The following is a 15,636-nucleotide window of genomic DNA, read 5'->3' on the forward strand; positions in this document are numbered from 1 at the left end:
ACGCGGCGCCCGGGCGCCGGGACGCGGGCCTGCGGCGGCCGGACGCGGGGCGGCCGGAGCCGGCGCGGCGGGTGCCGCGGCAGCAGCGGCGGCGGGCCGCGGCGCTGCGGGGCGCGGAGCGCCCGGACGGGGTGCCGCGGGCGCTGCGCCTGCGGGCTTGGGGGGGGTCGGCTTGCTCGCCGACGCGGGCTTCGCGGGGCTCGCGGCCCCACCGAAGGCAACTTCCAACTTTCGTACCACGGGCGCCTCGATAGTCGAGGACGCCGAACGCACGAACTCACCGAGCTCTTGGAGCTTGGCCATGACGACCTTGCTCTCAACGCCCAAATCCTTGGCGAGTTCGTAAACCCGGACCTTAGCCACTTCGCTCCTTTGAGGTCCGGGTGTTCCGCCGGACCGTCGCTACTGCATGCTCGTACTCATCGCGTACTCATCGAGTGCTCATCGCAATCTCGACCTACTTTCGAACTCGCGAGGTACCTGTTGCTCGGCCCCCGCACATGGGTGCGGCGGCTCCGTGCTCTGTCGTGTCTGCGACCCTCGGCAATGCCTCGACGTACCGCTGGAGTGCCGCGGTGTCGAGCGGGCCCTGCAGGCGGAACGCCCGCGGGAACGCCCGGCGGCGCAGCGCCAGGTCAAGGCATCCCGGCTCGGGGTGGAGGTGCGCTCCCCGGCCGGGCAGCGTGCCTCGGGGATCGGGGACGCAGGCGCCCTCGACCGCCGTCACACGCAGCAGGTCATGTTTGGCCGATCGTTTCCGACACCCGACGCATGTGCGTTCCGGGCATGAACAGTCACGCGTCCGGCCAGACATGTCCAAGTCTACCCCTCTGATGGTCTTCACTCCGACCCAGTTGTGACGAACCCCGCAGCTTGCTGCCGTGTACCGCTCAGTATCAGCGGCCCTCGTCGGAACGCCCGGCGCCGTCCTCGGCCCCGCTGCTGTCGACGTCGGGACGGATGTCGATCCGCCAGCCGGTGAGCCGGGCGGCCAGGCGGGCGTTCTGGCCCTCCTTGCCGATCGCCAGCGACAGCTGGTAGTCCGGCACGGTCACCCGCGCGGAGCGGGTGTCGTAGTCGACGATCTCGACCCGGCTCACCCGGGCCGGGGACAGGGCGTTGGCCACCATCTCGGCCGGGTCGTCGGACCAGTCCACGATGTCGATCTTCTCGCCGAGCAGCTCGGCCATCACCGCGCGCACCCGGCCGCCCATCGGGCCGATGCAGGCGCCCTTGGCGTTCAGCCCGGACTTGCCGGTCCACACCGCGATCTTGCTGCGGAAGCCGGCCTCGCGGGCGATGGCGGCGATCTCCACCGAGCCGTCCGCGATCTCCGGGACCTCCAGCGCGAACAGCTGGCGGACCAGGTTGGGGTGGGTCCGCGACAGCGTCACCGAGGGGCCGCGGACGCCGCGCCGCACCGCGACCACGTAGCACTTGAGCCGCAGCCCGTGCTTGTAGTCCTCGCCCGGCACCTGCTCCTGGGCCGGCAGGATCGCCTCGATCTTGCCGATGTCGACCAGGACGTTCTTGGGGTCCTTGCCCTGCTGCACCACACCGGTGACGATGTCGCCCTCGCGGCCGGCGTACTCGCCGAAGGTCAGCTCCTCCTCGGCGTCGCGCAGGCGCTGCAGGATGACCTGCTTGGCCGTGCTCGCCGCGATCCGGCCGAAGCCGCTCGGGGTGTCGTCGAACTCGCGCGGGGTGCCGCCCTCGGCGACCTCGTCCACGTCCTCCTTGGCCCAGACCGTCACATGGCCGGTCTCCCGGTCCAGCTCCACCCGGGCCTTCTGCCGCGAGCCCTCAGTGCGGTGGTACGCAATGAGGAGGGCCGACTCGATAGCCAGGACCAGCTGCTCGAACTTGATCTCCCGCTCCTGCACCAACCTGCGCAGGGCACTCATGTCGATATCCACGGCTACGCCTCCTCTTCTTCGTCGTCTGCGATGTCGTCTTCGATGTCTTCGTCTTCGAGCTCTACGTCGTCGTCCAGGCCCTTGCGGTTGAACTCGATCTGCACCCGGGCCTTGGCGATCTCGGCGAAGGCGAGGCGGCGCTCGGTGGCCTTGCCCCTGCCCTTGACCGGGGGGATCTCCAGCAGCACGCCGTCCTCGTCGGACTCCAGCACCCGGCCGACCAGCTCCGCGCCGGCCTTGGGCTGCACCTTCACCAGCCGGGTACGGGCCCGGTGCCAGTGCCGGGGCCGGGTCAGCAGCCGCTCGGCGCCGGGCGAGCCCACCTCGAGCCGGTACTCGCCGTCGCCCAGCACCGCGGTGCCCTCGGGGCCGTCCAGCAGCGCGCCGAAGGCGCGGCTCAGCTCGGCCACGGTGTCCAGGTCCACTCCGCCGTCGGCGTCCAGGGTCACGTCGAGAACGCGGCGCCCGCCGACCTTGCTGAGGGCGACCTCCTCCAGATCCACGCCCGCTTCCACGGCGAGCGGCTCCAGCAGAACATGCAGCCGGTCGTTCAGGGTCGTGCTCATCCGGGTGACTCCTCGGCCGCGTCTGCTGTTGTCTGAAGGTCGCAAAGAACAGCCCACAGCCTATCCGCTTCCACCCCGAACTGCCGATTCGGCGACTTCGGGGGGACTTTGCGGGGGTGGCGCCCGAGGGAGTGGATCATTCGGTACCGTCCCTGATCGTGACCACCTCCGCTCCCGGGATCGGGCGACGCTCCCTGCTCAGCGCCGGACTGCTCGGCCTGCTCACCGCCTGCGGCAGCAGCGCCGGCGGCTCCTCGGACGGCCTCGGCGCCAGGGCCGTGCTCGGCCCCGACCCCGACCTGCCGGTCCGGGCCCGGGCGCTGGCCGCCACCCGGACGCTGGCCGCCGGCTACGACGCGGCGCTGGCGGCCTTCCCCGAGCTGGGGGCCCGGCTGACCCCGCTGCGGACCCAGCTGGACCGGCAGCTGACGGTGTTCGGCGCCACCCGCCCCGGTGCCACCGCCACGGCCACCGGCACCCCCGCCGCGAGCGGCGCCCCCGCGCCCGCCCCGGCCTCGGCCGGCGCGGCCGTGCTGACCCTGGACGCCGCCGAGCGCGGCACCGCGGCCGCCAGGAACGCCGACCTGGCCCACGCCTCCCCCGCGCTGGCCCGGCAGCTGGCCTCCGCCGCCGCCTGCGCGGCCCAGCACTCCATGCTGCTGCGGGGCACCGTCCCGGACGGCCCGGCCGACGCCGCCCCCGCCACGACCCCGCTGCCGCCCGCCGCGCTGGCCGCGCTGCAGGCCGCGCTCGCGGCGGAGGACGCCGCCGTCTACGCCTACGGGGTGATCGGGGCCCGGCTCAGCGGCCCGCGGCGGACCCGGGCCACCGCCTCCTACCAGGCGCACCGGGCCCGGCGCGGAGAACTGCAGCAGCGGATAGCGGCCTCGGGGGCCGTCCCGGAGGCCGCCGCGCCCGCGTACCAGCTGCCCGCCGCCGTCACCGGCACGGCGTCGGCGGTCCGGCTGGCCGGACTGGTCGAGGACCGGATCTGCGCCGTCTACGCCAACGCCGTGCAGGCCACGGCGGGTCCGCTGCGGGCCGCCATGGCCGCCGCGCTGCGCCGCTCCGCGCTCGACACCCTGGCCTGGCGCGGCAGCGGCACTGCCTTCCCCGGCCTCCCCGATGACTGACAATGGTGGCGGGCACCACCACGGGGGCGAACAACCGAAAGGCCGGCATGTCAGCAGCGGAGCAGCAGATCAGCGTCCCCGTCAGACTCAGGGAAGCCGTGGCCGCCCGGCGGGACCCGGCCGGGACGGCCTGGCTGGAGTCGCTGCCGCAGCTGGTGCGGGACTGCCTGGACCACTGGAAGCTGACGCTCGAGCGAGTGTTCGAGCCCGGCGGCCGGGCTGGCCTGGTGGCCTACGTCCGCACTGACGACGACTCACCGGCCGTACTGAAGCTGGGAGTTCCGGCCGCCATGCCGGATCTGGAGTACGCCGCCCTGGCGCACTGGGACGGCCGCGGGGCGGTGCGGCTGATCGAGGCCGCGCCCGAGCACCGGGCGATGCTGCTGGAGCGGCTGCACGGCGAGGTCCCGCTGCTGTCGCTGGCCGAGAGCAAGGCCATGCTGGAGGCCGCGGGCACGCTGCAGCGGCTCTGGGTGGCGCCGCCGGAGCCGCACCCCTTCACCCGGGTGCCGGAGCTGGTCGCCGGGCTCTGCGAGGAACTGCGCCGGCACCGGGACCTGGCCGCGGCCGGGGAGCTCCGGCCGCTGCTGGACGAGGCCCTGGCCGTCGCCGACGAACTGCTGGCCGACAGCACCGAGGAGGTGCTGCTGCACGGCGACTTCCACCACGGCAACGTACTCGCCGCGGAGCGCTCGCCCTGGCTGGCCATCGACCCGAGACCGCTGGTCGGCGAACGCGCCTACGACCTGGCCTGGCTGGCACAGGACCGGCTGGAGACCCTGGCCGGGGTGCCGGGGCCCGAGGCCGCCGCCCGGCGCAGGCTGCAGCGGCTGTCGGACGCGGTCGACGTGGACCGGGACCGGCTGCGCGGCTGGACCCTGTTCCGCACGGTGCAGGCGGGTCTCGGCAGCCTGACCGCCGACGACCCCCGGCAGGCGGCGCTGTACCTGGAGTTCGCGGCGATGCTCTGAACGAGCCCGGCGCCGACCGGTCGCAGCGCCGGCCGTTCGTCATGCCACACTCCAGGACGACACACCAGGACCAGAACCCAGGAGAGGACCGCGCCCGTGGCCGGCCGTCCCAGCCCCCGCCGCAAGAGGATCACCGACCAGGAGATCGACAAGATCCGGGGCTTCAACCCGTACACCCTGCTGCCCTGGGTGCTCATCGTCATCAACCCGCTGCGGCACGTACTGGACGGGAGCTACCCGCGCCCGGTGGCCGCGATGGCCGGGCTCGGCCTCTTCAGCCTGCTCTACGTGCTGACCGTGCTGAGCGCCTTCCTGCCCCGGTTCCAGAACGGGCGGGTGCCGATGGCGCTGGCCCTGGTCATGGTCCCGGTCACCGGGGCGCTGGCCGGGTCGCTGCCGAGCGGGCTGAACCTGTACCCGCTGCTGGCCATCGCCTGCGCGGCGGTCGTCCCCAACCGGGGCGGACCGCTGGTGCTGCTCGGCATCCCGGCGCTGGCCGCGCTCACCGCCTACATGCGGGGCCAGACCGGGGGCGTGGTCGACGCCGCCTGGAGCAGCCTGCTGCCCGGGGCGATCGTCTTCGTGATGCTGAAGCTGTTCTCCGTGGTGACCCAGCTCAAGGAGACCCGGCAGGAGCTGGCGCGGGCCGCGGTCGCCGAGGAGCGGCTGCGGTTCAGCCGGGACCTGCACGACCTGCTCGGCCACAGCATGTCGGTGATCGCGCTCAAGTCCGAGCTGGTGCGGCGGCTCGCGCCGACCAACCTGGAGGCCGCGCTGGCCCAGGCCGAGGAGATCGAGCAGGTCAGCCGCAAGGCCCTGGCCGAGATCCGGGAGGCCGTCACCGGCTACCGCGAGACCGGCCTCTCCGAGGAACTGCACCGGGCCCGCTCGCTGCTGAGCGCGGCCAGGATCGAACCCGTGGTCCGGGAGTCGGGGCCGCCGCTGCCGGCCCAGGCCGAGGGCCTGCTCGCCTGGGTGGTCCGCGAGGGGGTCACCAATGTGGTGCGGCACGGCACCGGCGCCCGGCACTGCGAGATCGACCTCGACCGCGGCTCGGACCCGGTGCGGCTGAGCATCAGCAACGACGGCGCCACCTGCCCCGAGGCCGCGGCGGACGGCAGCGGCAACGGACTGCGCGGACTCACCGAGCGGGTGGCCGCGGCCGGCGGGACGCTGACGGCCGAGCCGTCGGAGTCGGGGTTCCGGCTGCTGGCGACCCTCCCGGCGCAGCGCTGACCGCCGGGCCGGGAGCCGGACGGACCGGACGGGCCGTCAGGGCCGCGGCGGGAAGGGCAGCCGCGCGCCCATCACGGCGTAGGGGACGGTGGTGTTCGGGAACATCACCTGGTTGGCCAGATCGCGGTAGCCGAGCGAGCGGTAGAGCACCCGGGCCGGGGTGTCCCGGTCGATCGCCGAGAGGATGGTCCGGGGCAGCCGCGTCCCTCCGCACAGGGTGGTGATCAGCCGGCGGCCGAGGCCGCGGCCCTGGTGGTCCGGGTGCACATGGAGTTCGGTGACCGAGAACGACTGGTCCAGCCAGATCCCGTTGCCGTTCGCCTCAAGGTGCGGTTCGATCACCGAACTCCACCAGTGCGAGCGGTCGTTGGGCATCCCGTAGGCGAAGCCGACCAGCCTGCCCCAGGCGCCAGGATGGCTGCGCTCGACGGCGCCGTAGGCCCGTACCCCGGGGGCGAGGGCGTGACGGCTCACGATCTGCAGCCGCACCGCGACCTCCTCGCGGCTCAGGCCGAAGGCGGCGGCCTGGACCGCGAGAGCCTCGGCGGCCCGGCCGGCGAGGTCGAAGGGCTCGATCGTGACGTCGTTCATGGCCTCGCAGATTACCTGGTCGGACTCGGGTCATCGCGGGCGGCGTGCGGGCTCGCGCCTGCCGACCAGGATGAAGGCGGACAGACCCAGCAGGATCAGCGAGACGGCGAGGCCCAGGTAGGGCATCGGCGAGCCCGCCGCACCGGTGTCGGGGAGGATCGATCCGGCCGGGACCGCCCGCAGCGGGGCGATGCTCGGGGACACCATGGCCGCCGTGCCGACGAAACCCGCGGCGACGGCGGTTGCGGACGTCATGGGGGAAGGGGAAGGGGAAGCGGTGGCCGAGGCCGCGGGGCTGGTGGCCGGCACGCCGATCATGGTCGCCGTCAGCTGCGGCGTCGCCGTCGCGGAGACCGGGGCCGGGGCCGAGGCCGAGGCTGTCGCTGACGCCGTAGCCGTAGCCGTAGCCGTTGGCGTTGCCGTCGCTGACGGCGTCCCTGTCGCCGAGGGCGAGGCGCTGCTGGTCGAAGGGCCTCCCGGCTGCGCGCAGCCGAGGTTGGTGAGGGAGGCTGCCAGCCGCGCCGTCAGGAAGTCGAAGAGGCTGGTGCCGTTGTCCGGGGACACCGCCGGCGCGAAGAACCGCCGGTCGTCATTGATCCGCTGGGCGCCGGTCGTCTCCAGGCTGGTGCAGTAGGCGAGCGGGTCGCCGGTGTCCGTACCGCTCAGCGGGGGCATGTCGACCCCAGCGCGGTAGAGATTGGTCTTGGCGCGGCTGGTGCGGCCGTCGACCTGGACCATCGGATCGTTGACCGGGACCAGGGCGATCGGCGCGGTCTGGAACCTGGCCGCCTGGATCTCGTCCAGACCCAGTGAGGTGACCCGCTGCCCGGGGTCGGCCAGGTCGGGAGCGGTGAAGGGGGTGCAGCCCAGCGCGGGATCGACGAAGGCGATCAGCAGCAGGTTGTCGCTGCCGTTGAGCAGCGGGCTCGCCCCCGCCAGCGCGGCCGTATTGGCGGCGTTCTTCTGTGCGGTCCTGCCGTCGGCGGTGGCCAGGTAGTCGGTGGTGACGTTGTCGCTCTGGTCCTGGTCGATCAGCCCGAAGTCGCGGGTGCTCATGCAGGCCCTGCCGTCCTTGCCGGAACCGAGCGGTGGAACGACCAGCTTCCCCGAGTGCTCGGCGGCATTCGCGGCCCGGAAGAACGCGGGGGCGTTGCAGTAGGCGAACTGGCTGAACAGCGACCGGCCGAGGCCGTTGACGCAGTGCCCGTCGCTCAGGCTGCCGTCGGTCCCGCGCAGGGTGAGGTTGCCGGCGTTGAAGCCGAACCAGATGCCAACCACGGCGTGCCGCGGGAGCTTGGGGCGGACCGGGGGCGCGGCGGGCCTGCTGCCCTTGTCGATCACCAGCGGGTCGTAGACCGAGAGCGCACCGGTGGCCGGGTCGAGCACGGTGGCCTGGACGAAGGCGGACTGGGCGGTGTCGGCCTCGTGGCAGGGGCCCTGGCGGCGGTCGGTGGCGGAGAGCAGGTACGGGGTCGCCAGGCCCTGGGCGCTCAGCGGGTTCGCCGGGACGGTCAGGGTGCAGTCGGCGTTCGGTTCGGGCGGTGCGGCGGCGGGGGTGCCGCCGGTGGCGCCGAGGGCCGTGCCCACCAGCGCGGCCAGTCCGAGGATGCCGGTCAGCACCCCCAGTAGATAGCTGTACCTGGTCCGGCGGTGGCTCAGGGGCATGCGGTACTCCTCGGCCGGAGGACACCTTGGCCTGGTGGCAGCAGAGCCGGTACGGAGACGCCTGTTGTCACTCAAGGTGATGACGGCGCGAGTGTATGCACGGCGCGCAGCCGTGCGAGCGGGTTCCCAGAACATCTGCCCCAGGTATCAATCAACCGCTCAAAAGGTGCGTCGGTTCAGAAGAGGACGCTCATGAAGGTGCCTACTTCGGAGAATCCGACCCGGCGGTACGCGGCCCGCGCGGCGGCGTTGAAGTCGTTCACATAGAGGCTCACCACCGGTGCCACCTCCCGCAGCGCATGCTCCACCACGGTGGCCATACCGCTCTCGGAATGCCCGCGACCGCGGTGCGCGGGAGCGACCCAGACGCCCTGGATCTGGCAGGCGTGCGGGGTGACCGCGCCGATCTCGGCCTTGAAGACCACCTTTCCGGCCTCGAACCGGGCGAAGGCACGGCCGGTGCCCACCAGTTCGGCGATCCGGGCCCGGTAGAGCAGGCCGCCGTCCCCGGCCAGCGGGGAGACCCCGACCTCCTCGGTGAACATGGCGACGCAGGCGGGGATCAGCAGGTCCATCTCGTCCCGGCGCACCCGGCGCACCCGGGGGTCGGGGGCGACCTCGGCGGAGGGCTGCCAGGTGGCCATCAGCGGCTGGACCGGACGCACCTCGCGGGCCGGGCCCCAGTGCGGCTCCAGCAGTGACCAGAGCAGCGCGGTGGGCTCGGCCGGGCCGACGATCGAGGAGCAGCGGCGGCCCTGGCGGCGGGCCCGGTCGGCGAAGGCCCGGACGGCGTCGGGGCCGGCGCTCAGCGGGACCAGATTGGCCCCGGCGTAACACAGGGCCGCCAGTCTGCGGCCCTCGTACCAACCCCACATCTCACCGCCGAGACGCCAGGAGTCGAGCCCGGCGATGGCGACCCGGGCGGCGACGAAGGCATTGGCGATGGGGTCGCGGTCGAGCACCTCCAGGGCAGCCGGGAGGTCGCCGGGTTCCAGCACCCGCGTCGACGTCACCGAACTGCTCAGCACGGAGGCACCCTATCCCGTCAGGCACCGTTAGGCAGAGAGAGGGGCCTGCCGATACCTGCCCGCCCCTCTCCTGCCGTACTGGCTGCCGTACCTGAGCGAACGGCTACTCGCTGACGGCGACGACGGGTTCGCCGGAGGCCACGCCCTCGGCCTGCATCAGCTCCGCCAGCTTCAACGCCTCCTCGATCAGCGTCTCCACGATCTTCGACTCCGGCACCGTCTTGATCACCTCGCCCTTCACGAAGATCTGACCCTTGCCATTGCCCGACGCCACACCGAGGTCGGCCTCACGCGCCTCACCGGGACCGTTGACGACACAGCCCATCACCGCCACCCGCAGCGGCACCTCCATGCCCTCAAGCCCCGCGGTGACCTCCTCCGCCAGCTTGTACACATCCACCTGCGCCCGCCCGCACGAAGGACACGACACAATCTCCAGACCCCGCTGCCGCAGATTCAACGACTCCAGGATCTGGTTCCCGACCTTGATCTCCTCCGCCGGAGGAGCCGACAGGGACACCCGGATCGTGTCCCCGATGCCCTCACTGAGCAGCGCCCCGAACGCCACCGCCGACTTGATCGTCCCCTGGAACGAAGGCCCCGCCTCCGTCACCCCCAAGTGCAACGGGTAGTCACAGGACGCGGCCAGCAGCCGGTAGGCGGCGATCATGACGACCGGGTCGTTGTGCTTCACCGAGATCTTGATGTCCTGGAAGCCGTGCTCCTCGAACAGCGAGCACTCCCACAACGCCGACTCCACCAGCGCCTCCGGCGTCGCCTTGCCGTACTTCGCCAGCAGCCGCGCGTCCAGCGAACCCGCGTTCACCCCGATCCGGATCGGCACCCCAGCCGCCGACGCCGCCTTCGCGATCTCCTTGACCTTGTCGTCGAACTGCCGGATGTTGCCCGGGTTCACCCGCACCGCCGCACACCCCGCGTCGATCGCCGCGAACACGTACTTCGGCTGGAAGTGAATGTCCGCGATCACCGGGATCTGCGACTTGCGCGCAATCGTCGCCAACGCGTCCGCGTCATCCTGCGAAGGACACGCCACCCGCACGATCTGACACCCCGACGCCGTCAACTCCGCGATCTGCTGCAACGTCGCATTCACATCCGACGTCACCGTCGTGGTCATCGACTGCACCGAGATCGGCGCATCCCCACCCACCGGCACACTGCCGACCATGATCTGACGGCTCTTCCGCCGCACAGCGAGCGGCTTGAGCGGAGCGGACGGCATTCCGAGCGAGATCGCGGTCATCTCTTGCAAAGTCCCCAAGGTGAGGTGGCGGTCCGACCGGGGCTCCCGGCGGCCCGGGCCGCTGATGTCGATCCCAGCGCACCCAGCACAACCGTACGCCACGGGGCCGGACCGAATCACATCCAGTCCGGCCCCGAAACCTGGTGTTCGCGTGGAATTCTCCGGTCAGCCGATCTTCACCGGGTTCACCACGTCGGCGATCATCACCAGCACGGTGAAGCAGAGGAAGACCCCCGCCACCACGTAGGCCACCGGCATCAGCTTGGCCACGTCGAAGTGGCCCGGGTCGGGACGGCGGAACACCCGCGCGGCCCGGCGGCGCACCGACTCCCACAGGGCGCCGGCGATGTGGCCGCCGTCCAGCGGGAGCAGCGGCAGCATGTTGAGCAGGAACAGCGAGAGGTTCAGCCCGGCCAGCAGGTTGATCTCCAGCGCGAACTTGTCGATCAGCGGGGCCTTCATGGCGAACACCTCGCCGCCGACCCGGGCCACCCCGACCACGCCGACCGGCTGGTCGGTGGTGCGCGGGGCGCCGTCGAAGGCGGAGTTCCACAGCGCCGGGATCTTGGAGGGCAACGCGGCGATCGAGTGGATGCTGGTGCTCGCCATGTCCCCCATCTGGTTCATGGTGGCGCCGAAGCCCAGCGGGACCAGCGCACTGGTCGGGGTGATGCCGAGGAATCCGGCCTCGACCGTGCCGGTGGTCGGGTCGCCGTTGGAGTCCAGCCCGTAGACCTTGTTCCTGATCGGGGTGGCGGTCAGGGTGACCTGCGCGCCGTCGCGCTTGACCACGATCGGGACGGTCTGCCCGGCCGACTTCCGGATGTCGTCCTGGAGCTGGTCGTAGCTGCTGATCGGGTCGCCGTTGAAGGTGACGATGGTGTCCCCCGGCTTGAGGCCGGCCTGCGCCGCGGGCGAGGGGGTCGCCCCGGGGGCGCAGGTGCCGGTCTTCGCGGCCGGGTCGCCCGCCTGCAGCACGCACTGGGAGACGGTGCTGACCGTCGGCACGCTGGTGGAGATGCCGAAGCCCATGAACAGCGTCAGGAAGAGGCCGAACGCCAGGATCAGGTTCATGAAGGGCCCGGCGAACATCACGATCACCCGCTGCCAGGGCTTGCGGGTGTAGAAGAGCCGGGTCTCGTCGCCGGGCAGCAGTTCCTCGTAGGACTGCGCGCGGGCGTCCTCGATCATGCTGCGCCAGGGCGAGGAGCTGCGGGCGGTGATCCTGCCGTCGGCGCCGGGCGGGAACATGCCGATCATGCGGATGTAGCCACCCATCGGGATGGCCTTGATGCCGTACTCGGTGTCGCCCTTCTTCCGCGACCAGATGGTCGGGCCGAAACCGACCATGTACTGCGGGACGCGGATCTTGAAGAGCTTGGCCCAGCTCAGGTGGCCGAGCTCGTGCCAGGCGATCGAGAACAGCAGCCCCAGCGCGAAGATGGCGATGCCGAGGATTGTCATGAGTGCCGTCATCGGCCACCTTCCTTGTTGCCGGCTGCCGCGATCAGAGCCTGTGCGGTGGCACGCGCCCAGGTCTCCGCAGCCAGGACGTCCGCCAGCGTCAGCGCGGTTCCCTCGCTGGGCCGCCCGTGCTCGGCGACCACCTTGGCCACCGTATCCACGATCCCTGTGAACGGCAGCCGACCGTCCATGAACGCGTCGACGCACTCCTCGTTGGCGGCGTTGAACACGGCGGGGGCGGTGCCGCCGAGGGCGCCGACGTGCCGGGCCAGGCCGACCGAGGGGAACGCCTCGGTGTCCAGCGGGAAGAACTCCCAGGTGGCGGCCTTGGTCCAGTCGCAGCCCGGAGCAGCGTCCGGCACCCGGTCCGGCCAGCCGAGGCCGAGCGAGATGGGCATCCGCATGTCCGGCGGGCTGGCCTGGGCCATGGTCGAGCCGTCGCTGAACTCCACCATCGAGTGAACCACCGACTGCGGGTGGACCACGACCTCGATCCGCTCGAACGGGATGTCGTAGAGCAGGTGCGCCTCGATCACCTCGAGGCCCTTGTTGACCAGGGTGGCCGAGTTGATGGTGATCACCGGTCCCATGTCCCAGTTGGGGTGCGCCAGCGCCTGCTCCCGGGTGACCCCGGCCAGCTGCTCCCGGGTCCGGCCGCGGAACGGGCCGCCGCTCGCGGTGACGACCAGTCGGCGCACCTCCTTGCGGGTGCCGCCCATAAGCCCCTGGAACAGCGCGGTGTGCTCGGAGTCCACCGGGACGATCTGGCCGGGCTTGGCGATGGCCTTGACCAGCGGACCGCCGACGATCAGTGACTCCTTGTTGGCCAGCACCAGCACCCGGCCGGCCTCCAGCGCGGCCAGGGTCGGCGCCAGGCCGATCGAGCCGGTGATGCCGTTCAGCACCGAGTGGCACTCCCGGCCGGCCAGCTCGGTCGCCGCGTCCGGTCCGGCCAGGATCTCCGGCAGCGGCTGCCCCGGGGCGGCCTTGGCCGCCAGCGCGGCCCGCAGCTCCGGCACCGCCTCGGCCCGGGCCAGCGCGACCGTCCGCACCCCGAGCCGCAGCGCCTGCTCGGCCAGCAGCTCGACCCGGCCGCCGGCGGCGGAGAGGCCCACCACCCGGAACCGGTCGGGGTTGCGCAGCACCACGTCGATGGCCTGGGTCCCGATCGAACCGGTGGATCCGAGGATCACCAGCTCCCGGGGGCCGTCGGGGTCGGCGACGCGGGGGACGAAGCGCAGATGCGGATCGGCGAGAGATTCCATGCGGACCATTGTGGCCTGCCCCACGGACAATCCGGCCCGAGGGATGACCCCTCGGGCCGGACCCGCGGCAGCGCTCCGGCTCAGTTGCCCTGGGGGTGGTCCTTGAACCAGGTCAGGAACCCGGGCGAGGGGCTGCCGATACCGGTGACGTCGTCGTAGCCCTGGGCGGTCCGCAACGAGGTGTCGGTGTCGCCGACCGCGAGGATCGGATTGCCGCTGTCGTCCGGGGCGACCTGGAACGGGTCGTGGCCCAGGGCCTTGGGCTGCGGCACCACGTCGTGGAACTGCGGCGACCCGTAGAGCTTGTAGAGCACCGGGTTGGCGTACCCGAGGGTGGACCCGGACGCCTGCGCCGCCAGTGCCTCCATCCCCGCGAACAGCGGGCTGGCCAGGCTGGTGCCGCCGACCGGCATGTAGCCGAAGGTGGTCGCGGACTCGGTGTAGGTGACGCCGTCGCCGCTGGGGTGGGAGGTGACCGTGCCCTGGCTCATCCCGATCACAAAACCGGTGCGCGGGTCGGCGAGCATGGAGACGTCCGGCAGTTCGCGTCCGGCCTGGCTCGGGTTGGCCGCCCGGGTGAGCGCGTCCGGCACGATCCCCTTCTGGTAGTCCGGCTGCGGGAAGACCGCGCTGTTGCCGCCGCCCGCCGCGCCGTCGAACTTGGCCCCGCTGGTGTCCCAGCTGTTGCCGCTGAGCTTCAGCTGCTTGCCGCCCCAGCCGGTCTCCCAGAGGTACTGGCCGTGCGAGCCGATGCCGAGCGAGGTGCCGCCGACCGCGGTGACCCAGGGGTTGTCGGCGGGCGACTGGACCACGGGCCGCTCGGCCGGGTTGTCGCCGACGGTGGAGTCGCCGTCGTCGCCGGTGGAGAAGTTGAAGCTGATGCCCTCGGCCGCGCCCTGCTCGAAGATCTGGGTCTCGGCCGCGAAGTTGTTCTGGTCGCCGGCGTCCTCGGGCGCGCCCCAGGAGCAGCTGACGATGTCGGCCGAGTGCTGCTCCACGATGGTGTGCAGCGGCGCGTCCAGGGCGGCGGCGTCGGTGGACCGGGCAGCGTAGTAGACGATCTTCGCGTCGGGGGCGATGGTGTGCACCGCCTCGATGTCCAGGGTCTCCTCGCCGAACCAGCCCTCGGCGTCGGCCGCGGTGCTGCGCGCGTCGTAGGAGCTGGGCTCGACCACGGTCAGCTGGGCCGGGGGCAGGCCCGCCGCCTCGTCGTACTTGGCCAGGTCCGACTGGATCGTCGGCGAGGAGTAGGCGTCGACGACCGCGATGGTCAGCCCCTTGCCGGTGAGCCCGCTGGCGGTGACCCCGTAGGCGCTGCGCAGCTGGGCCGGTGTGTAGCCGCAGAGGTACATCGGCGGCGTGCCGCTGCTGCCGGGCCCGGCCGGGTAGCCGGTCGCCGGGACCTGGCCGTAGTACTCGCTGCAGTCCTGGCCGCTGCTGGTGTCCGGCTTGACGGTGCTGTGCGGCGCCATCAGCACCGCGTTCTTTTTCTTCTTCTTGGCCTTGCTGGGCGGCGGCGGCTGGTTGACCGGGCTGGTGGTGGTCAGACCGGTGACGCTGGCCACGTAGTCGCCGACATCGGCCGGGTACTTCGGCTGGGAGGTCGGCGACAGGTCCGTCTGCCCGCCGTGCCGGAACCGGTCGATCTTGACGCCGAGGGTCTGCTCCACCTTGGCGATGGTGGTGGAGACCTGGATCGACTCGGAGTCCTGGGAGAGGATCTTCATCCCCTCCTGCTGGACCCACTGCGTCACCGCCTGGCTGGCGTTGGCGTGCACCGCGAACTTGGCGTGGAACTGAGCAGGCGTCAGGAACTTGTGGTACTCCGGGCTGCCCGGAGTACCGACCGACGCCGCGTACTCGGCGGCGCCCTCCTTGCTGGCCTTGGCGAAGTAGACGGTGCCGGTGACCACGGTCGCGGGGTCGGCCGGGCCGATGTCATTGGCCTTGGTCGCCCAGACCGGCGGGGCCCAGGAGGTCCCGCCGTCGTTGCTGGTCCCGCCGTCGGCCGCGGCCGGGGTCTTGGAGCCGCTGTCGTGCACGGCGTAGGCCGTACCGGCCACGACCAGGGCCAGCACCACGCCGACGGCGAGGAAGAGGCCCTTGCGGGAGCGGCGCGGGCGATTGCCCCGGCCACCGCCGCCGTGGCCCTGCGGCCCACCGGGGCCGCCCGGGCCCCCGGGGCCGCCGCCGTAGGGAGGCTGGCCGCCTCCGCCGTACGGAGGCTGCTGCTGCGGGGGCTGCTGCGGCGGCTGCCCGTAGGGATTCGGGTTCTGCGGGTACTGCGGCTGCCCGTACGGGTTCGGCTGCTGCGGTTGCCCGTAAGGATTCGGGTTCTGCGGCGGCTGCCCGTAAGGATTGGGCGGCTGCGGGGGCTGCCCGTACGGGTTGGGGTTCTGCGGCGGCTGCCCGTAGGGATTCGGCGGCTGCGGCTGCCCGTACGGGTTCGGCTGCTGCGGTTGCCCGTAGGGATTCGGGTTCTGCGGGTTCTGCCCGTACGGTGGGTAGCTCACCTGATGACCTGTTCTCGTCGGTGG

Annotated in this window: 14 protein-coding genes; 3 read left to right on the forward strand and 11 right to left on the reverse strand. The window is 72.0% G+C overall.

The annotated features are described in order from the left end of the window. From ACEZDG_RS37515 to rimP, 4 genes are all read right to left on the reverse strand, one after another. Window positions 1-363: translation initiation factor IF-2 N-terminal domain-containing protein (locus tag ACEZDG_RS37515; protein WP_380519403.1), on the reverse strand; the 363-nt coding region annotated here is incomplete at its 3' end. Window positions 364-457: 94 nt separating this feature from the next. Continuing rightward, window positions 458-814 carry a YlxR family protein gene (locus ACEZDG_RS37520; protein WP_380519405.1) on the reverse strand — a complete coding sequence of 119 codons (357 nt, stop codon included), beginning with the start codon at window positions 812-814 and terminating at the stop codon, window positions 458-460. A gap of 82 nt (window positions 815-896) precedes the next feature. After that, window positions 897-1,916: a transcription termination factor NusA gene (nusA, locus tag ACEZDG_RS37525; protein WP_380519406.1), complete on the reverse strand. Its 1,020-nt coding sequence runs from the start codon at window positions 1,914-1,916 to the stop codon at window positions 897-899. Window positions 1,917-1,918: 2 nt separating this feature from the next. Continuing rightward, on the reverse strand, window positions 1,919-2,482 hold the full coding sequence (gene rimP / locus ACEZDG_RS37530) for a ribosome maturation factor RimP (RefSeq protein ID WP_380519408.1): 564 nt from the start codon (window positions 2,480-2,482) through the stop codon (window positions 1,919-1,921). A 158-nt stretch (window positions 2,483-2,640) separates the two neighbouring features. Between rimP and ACEZDG_RS37535 the strand changes: the two genes are divergently transcribed. The 3 genes from ACEZDG_RS37535 (at window position 2,641) to ACEZDG_RS37545 (ending at window position 5,822) form a co-directional block, all read left to right on the forward strand. After that, window positions 2,641-3,615 carry a ferritin-like domain-containing protein gene (locus tag ACEZDG_RS37535; RefSeq protein WP_380519410.1) on the forward strand — a complete coding sequence of 325 codons (975 nt, stop codon included), beginning with the start codon at window positions 2,641-2,643 and terminating at the stop codon, window positions 3,613-3,615. A 47-nt stretch (window positions 3,616-3,662) separates the two neighbouring features. Beyond that, a complete protein-coding gene (locus tag ACEZDG_RS37540) occupies window positions 3,663-4,586 on the forward strand; it encodes an aminoglycoside phosphotransferase family protein (protein WP_380519412.1) in 924 nt (307 codons plus the stop codon). Window positions 4,587-4,682: 96 nt separating this feature from the next. Continuing rightward, the gene (locus ACEZDG_RS37545; protein ID WP_380519414.1) at window positions 4,683-5,822 is read left to right on the forward strand and encodes a sensor histidine kinase; all 1,140 of its coding nucleotides are present in this window, start codon (window positions 4,683-4,685) and stop codon (window positions 5,820-5,822) included. 36 nt (window positions 5,823-5,858) lie between these two features. On the opposite strand, the gene ACEZDG_RS37550 is transcribed toward ACEZDG_RS37545, so the two are convergent. The 7 genes from ACEZDG_RS37550 to ACEZDG_RS37580 form a co-directional block, all read right to left on the reverse strand. Then, window positions 5,859-6,413 carry a GNAT family N-acetyltransferase gene (locus ACEZDG_RS37550; RefSeq protein WP_380519416.1) on the reverse strand — a complete coding sequence of 185 codons (555 nt, stop codon included), beginning with the start codon at window positions 6,411-6,413 and terminating at the stop codon, window positions 5,859-5,861. Between the two features lie 30 nt (window positions 6,414-6,443). Beyond that, on the reverse strand, window positions 6,444-8,078 hold the full coding sequence (locus ACEZDG_RS37555) for a hypothetical protein (protein ID WP_380519418.1): 1,635 nt from the start codon (window positions 8,076-8,078) through the stop codon (window positions 6,444-6,446). A gap of 176 nt (window positions 8,079-8,254) precedes the next feature. Continuing rightward, window positions 8,255-9,103 carry a GNAT family N-acetyltransferase gene (locus ACEZDG_RS37560; protein ID WP_380519437.1) on the reverse strand — a complete coding sequence of 283 codons (849 nt, stop codon included), beginning with the start codon at window positions 9,101-9,103 and terminating at the stop codon, window positions 8,255-8,257. A 106-nt stretch (window positions 9,104-9,209) separates the two neighbouring features. Beyond that, window positions 9,210-10,370 (reverse strand): flavodoxin-dependent (E)-4-hydroxy-3-methylbut-2-enyl-diphosphate synthase, encoded by a 1,161-nt coding sequence (gene ispG, locus ACEZDG_RS37565; RefSeq protein WP_380519420.1) that lies wholly within the window; start codon window positions 10,368-10,370, stop codon window positions 9,210-9,212. 165 nt (window positions 10,371-10,535) lie between these two features. Further along, complete coding sequence (locus ACEZDG_RS37570) at window positions 10,536-11,846, reverse strand: M50 family metallopeptidase (RefSeq protein WP_380519421.1); 1,311 nt, start codon at window positions 11,844-11,846, stop codon at window positions 10,536-10,538. Then, on the reverse strand, window positions 11,843-13,099 hold the full coding sequence (gene dxr / locus ACEZDG_RS37575) for a 1-deoxy-D-xylulose-5-phosphate reductoisomerase (RefSeq protein WP_380519423.1): 1,257 nt from the start codon (window positions 13,097-13,099) through the stop codon (window positions 11,843-11,845). Before dxr ends, ACEZDG_RS37570 begins: the two co-directional genes overlap by 4 nt. A gap of 80 nt (window positions 13,100-13,179) precedes the next feature. Next, window positions 13,180-15,612, reverse strand: a complete 2,433-nt coding sequence (locus ACEZDG_RS37580) for a protease pro-enzyme activation domain-containing protein (RefSeq protein WP_380519424.1) — start codon at window positions 15,610-15,612, stop codon at window positions 13,180-13,182. Between the last annotated feature and the right edge of the window lie 24 nt (window positions 15,613-15,636).

The organism is Streptacidiphilus alkalitolerans (assembly GCF_042511045.1).
Lineage (GTDB): Bacteria > Actinomycetota > Actinomycetes > Streptomycetales > Streptomycetaceae > Streptacidiphilus > Streptacidiphilus alkalitolerans.

Excerpts from the sequence above, each read along its gene's own strand:
- ACEZDG_RS37520 (WP_380519405.1), bottom strand. The coding sequence starts at position 814 with ATGTCTGGCCGGACGCGTGACTGTTCATGCCCGGAACGCACATGCGTC.
- rimP (WP_380519408.1), bottom strand. The coding sequence starts at position 2,482 with ATGAGCACGACCCTGAACGACCGGCTGCATGTTCTGCTGGAGCCGCTC.
- ACEZDG_RS37540 (WP_380519412.1), top strand. The coding sequence starts at position 3,663 with ATGTCAGCAGCGGAGCAGCAGATCAGCGTCCCCGTCAGACTCAGGGAA.
- ACEZDG_RS37550 (WP_380519416.1), bottom strand. The coding sequence starts at position 6,413 with ATGAACGACGTCACGATCGAGCCCTTCGACCTCGCCGGCCGGGCCGCC.
- ACEZDG_RS37555 (WP_380519418.1), bottom strand. The coding sequence starts at position 8,078 with ATGCCCCTGAGCCACCGCCGGACCAGGTACAGCTATCTACTGGGGGTG.
- ispG (WP_380519420.1), bottom strand. The coding sequence starts at position 10,370 with ATGACCGCGATCTCGCTCGGAATGCCGTCCGCTCCGCTCAAGCCGCTC.
- ACEZDG_RS37570 (WP_380519421.1), bottom strand. The coding sequence starts at position 11,846 with ATGACGGCACTCATGACAATCCTCGGCATCGCCATCTTCGCGCTGGGG.
- dxr (WP_380519423.1), bottom strand. The coding sequence starts at position 13,099 with ATGGAATCTCTCGCCGATCCGCATCTGCGCTTCGTCCCCCGCGTCGCC.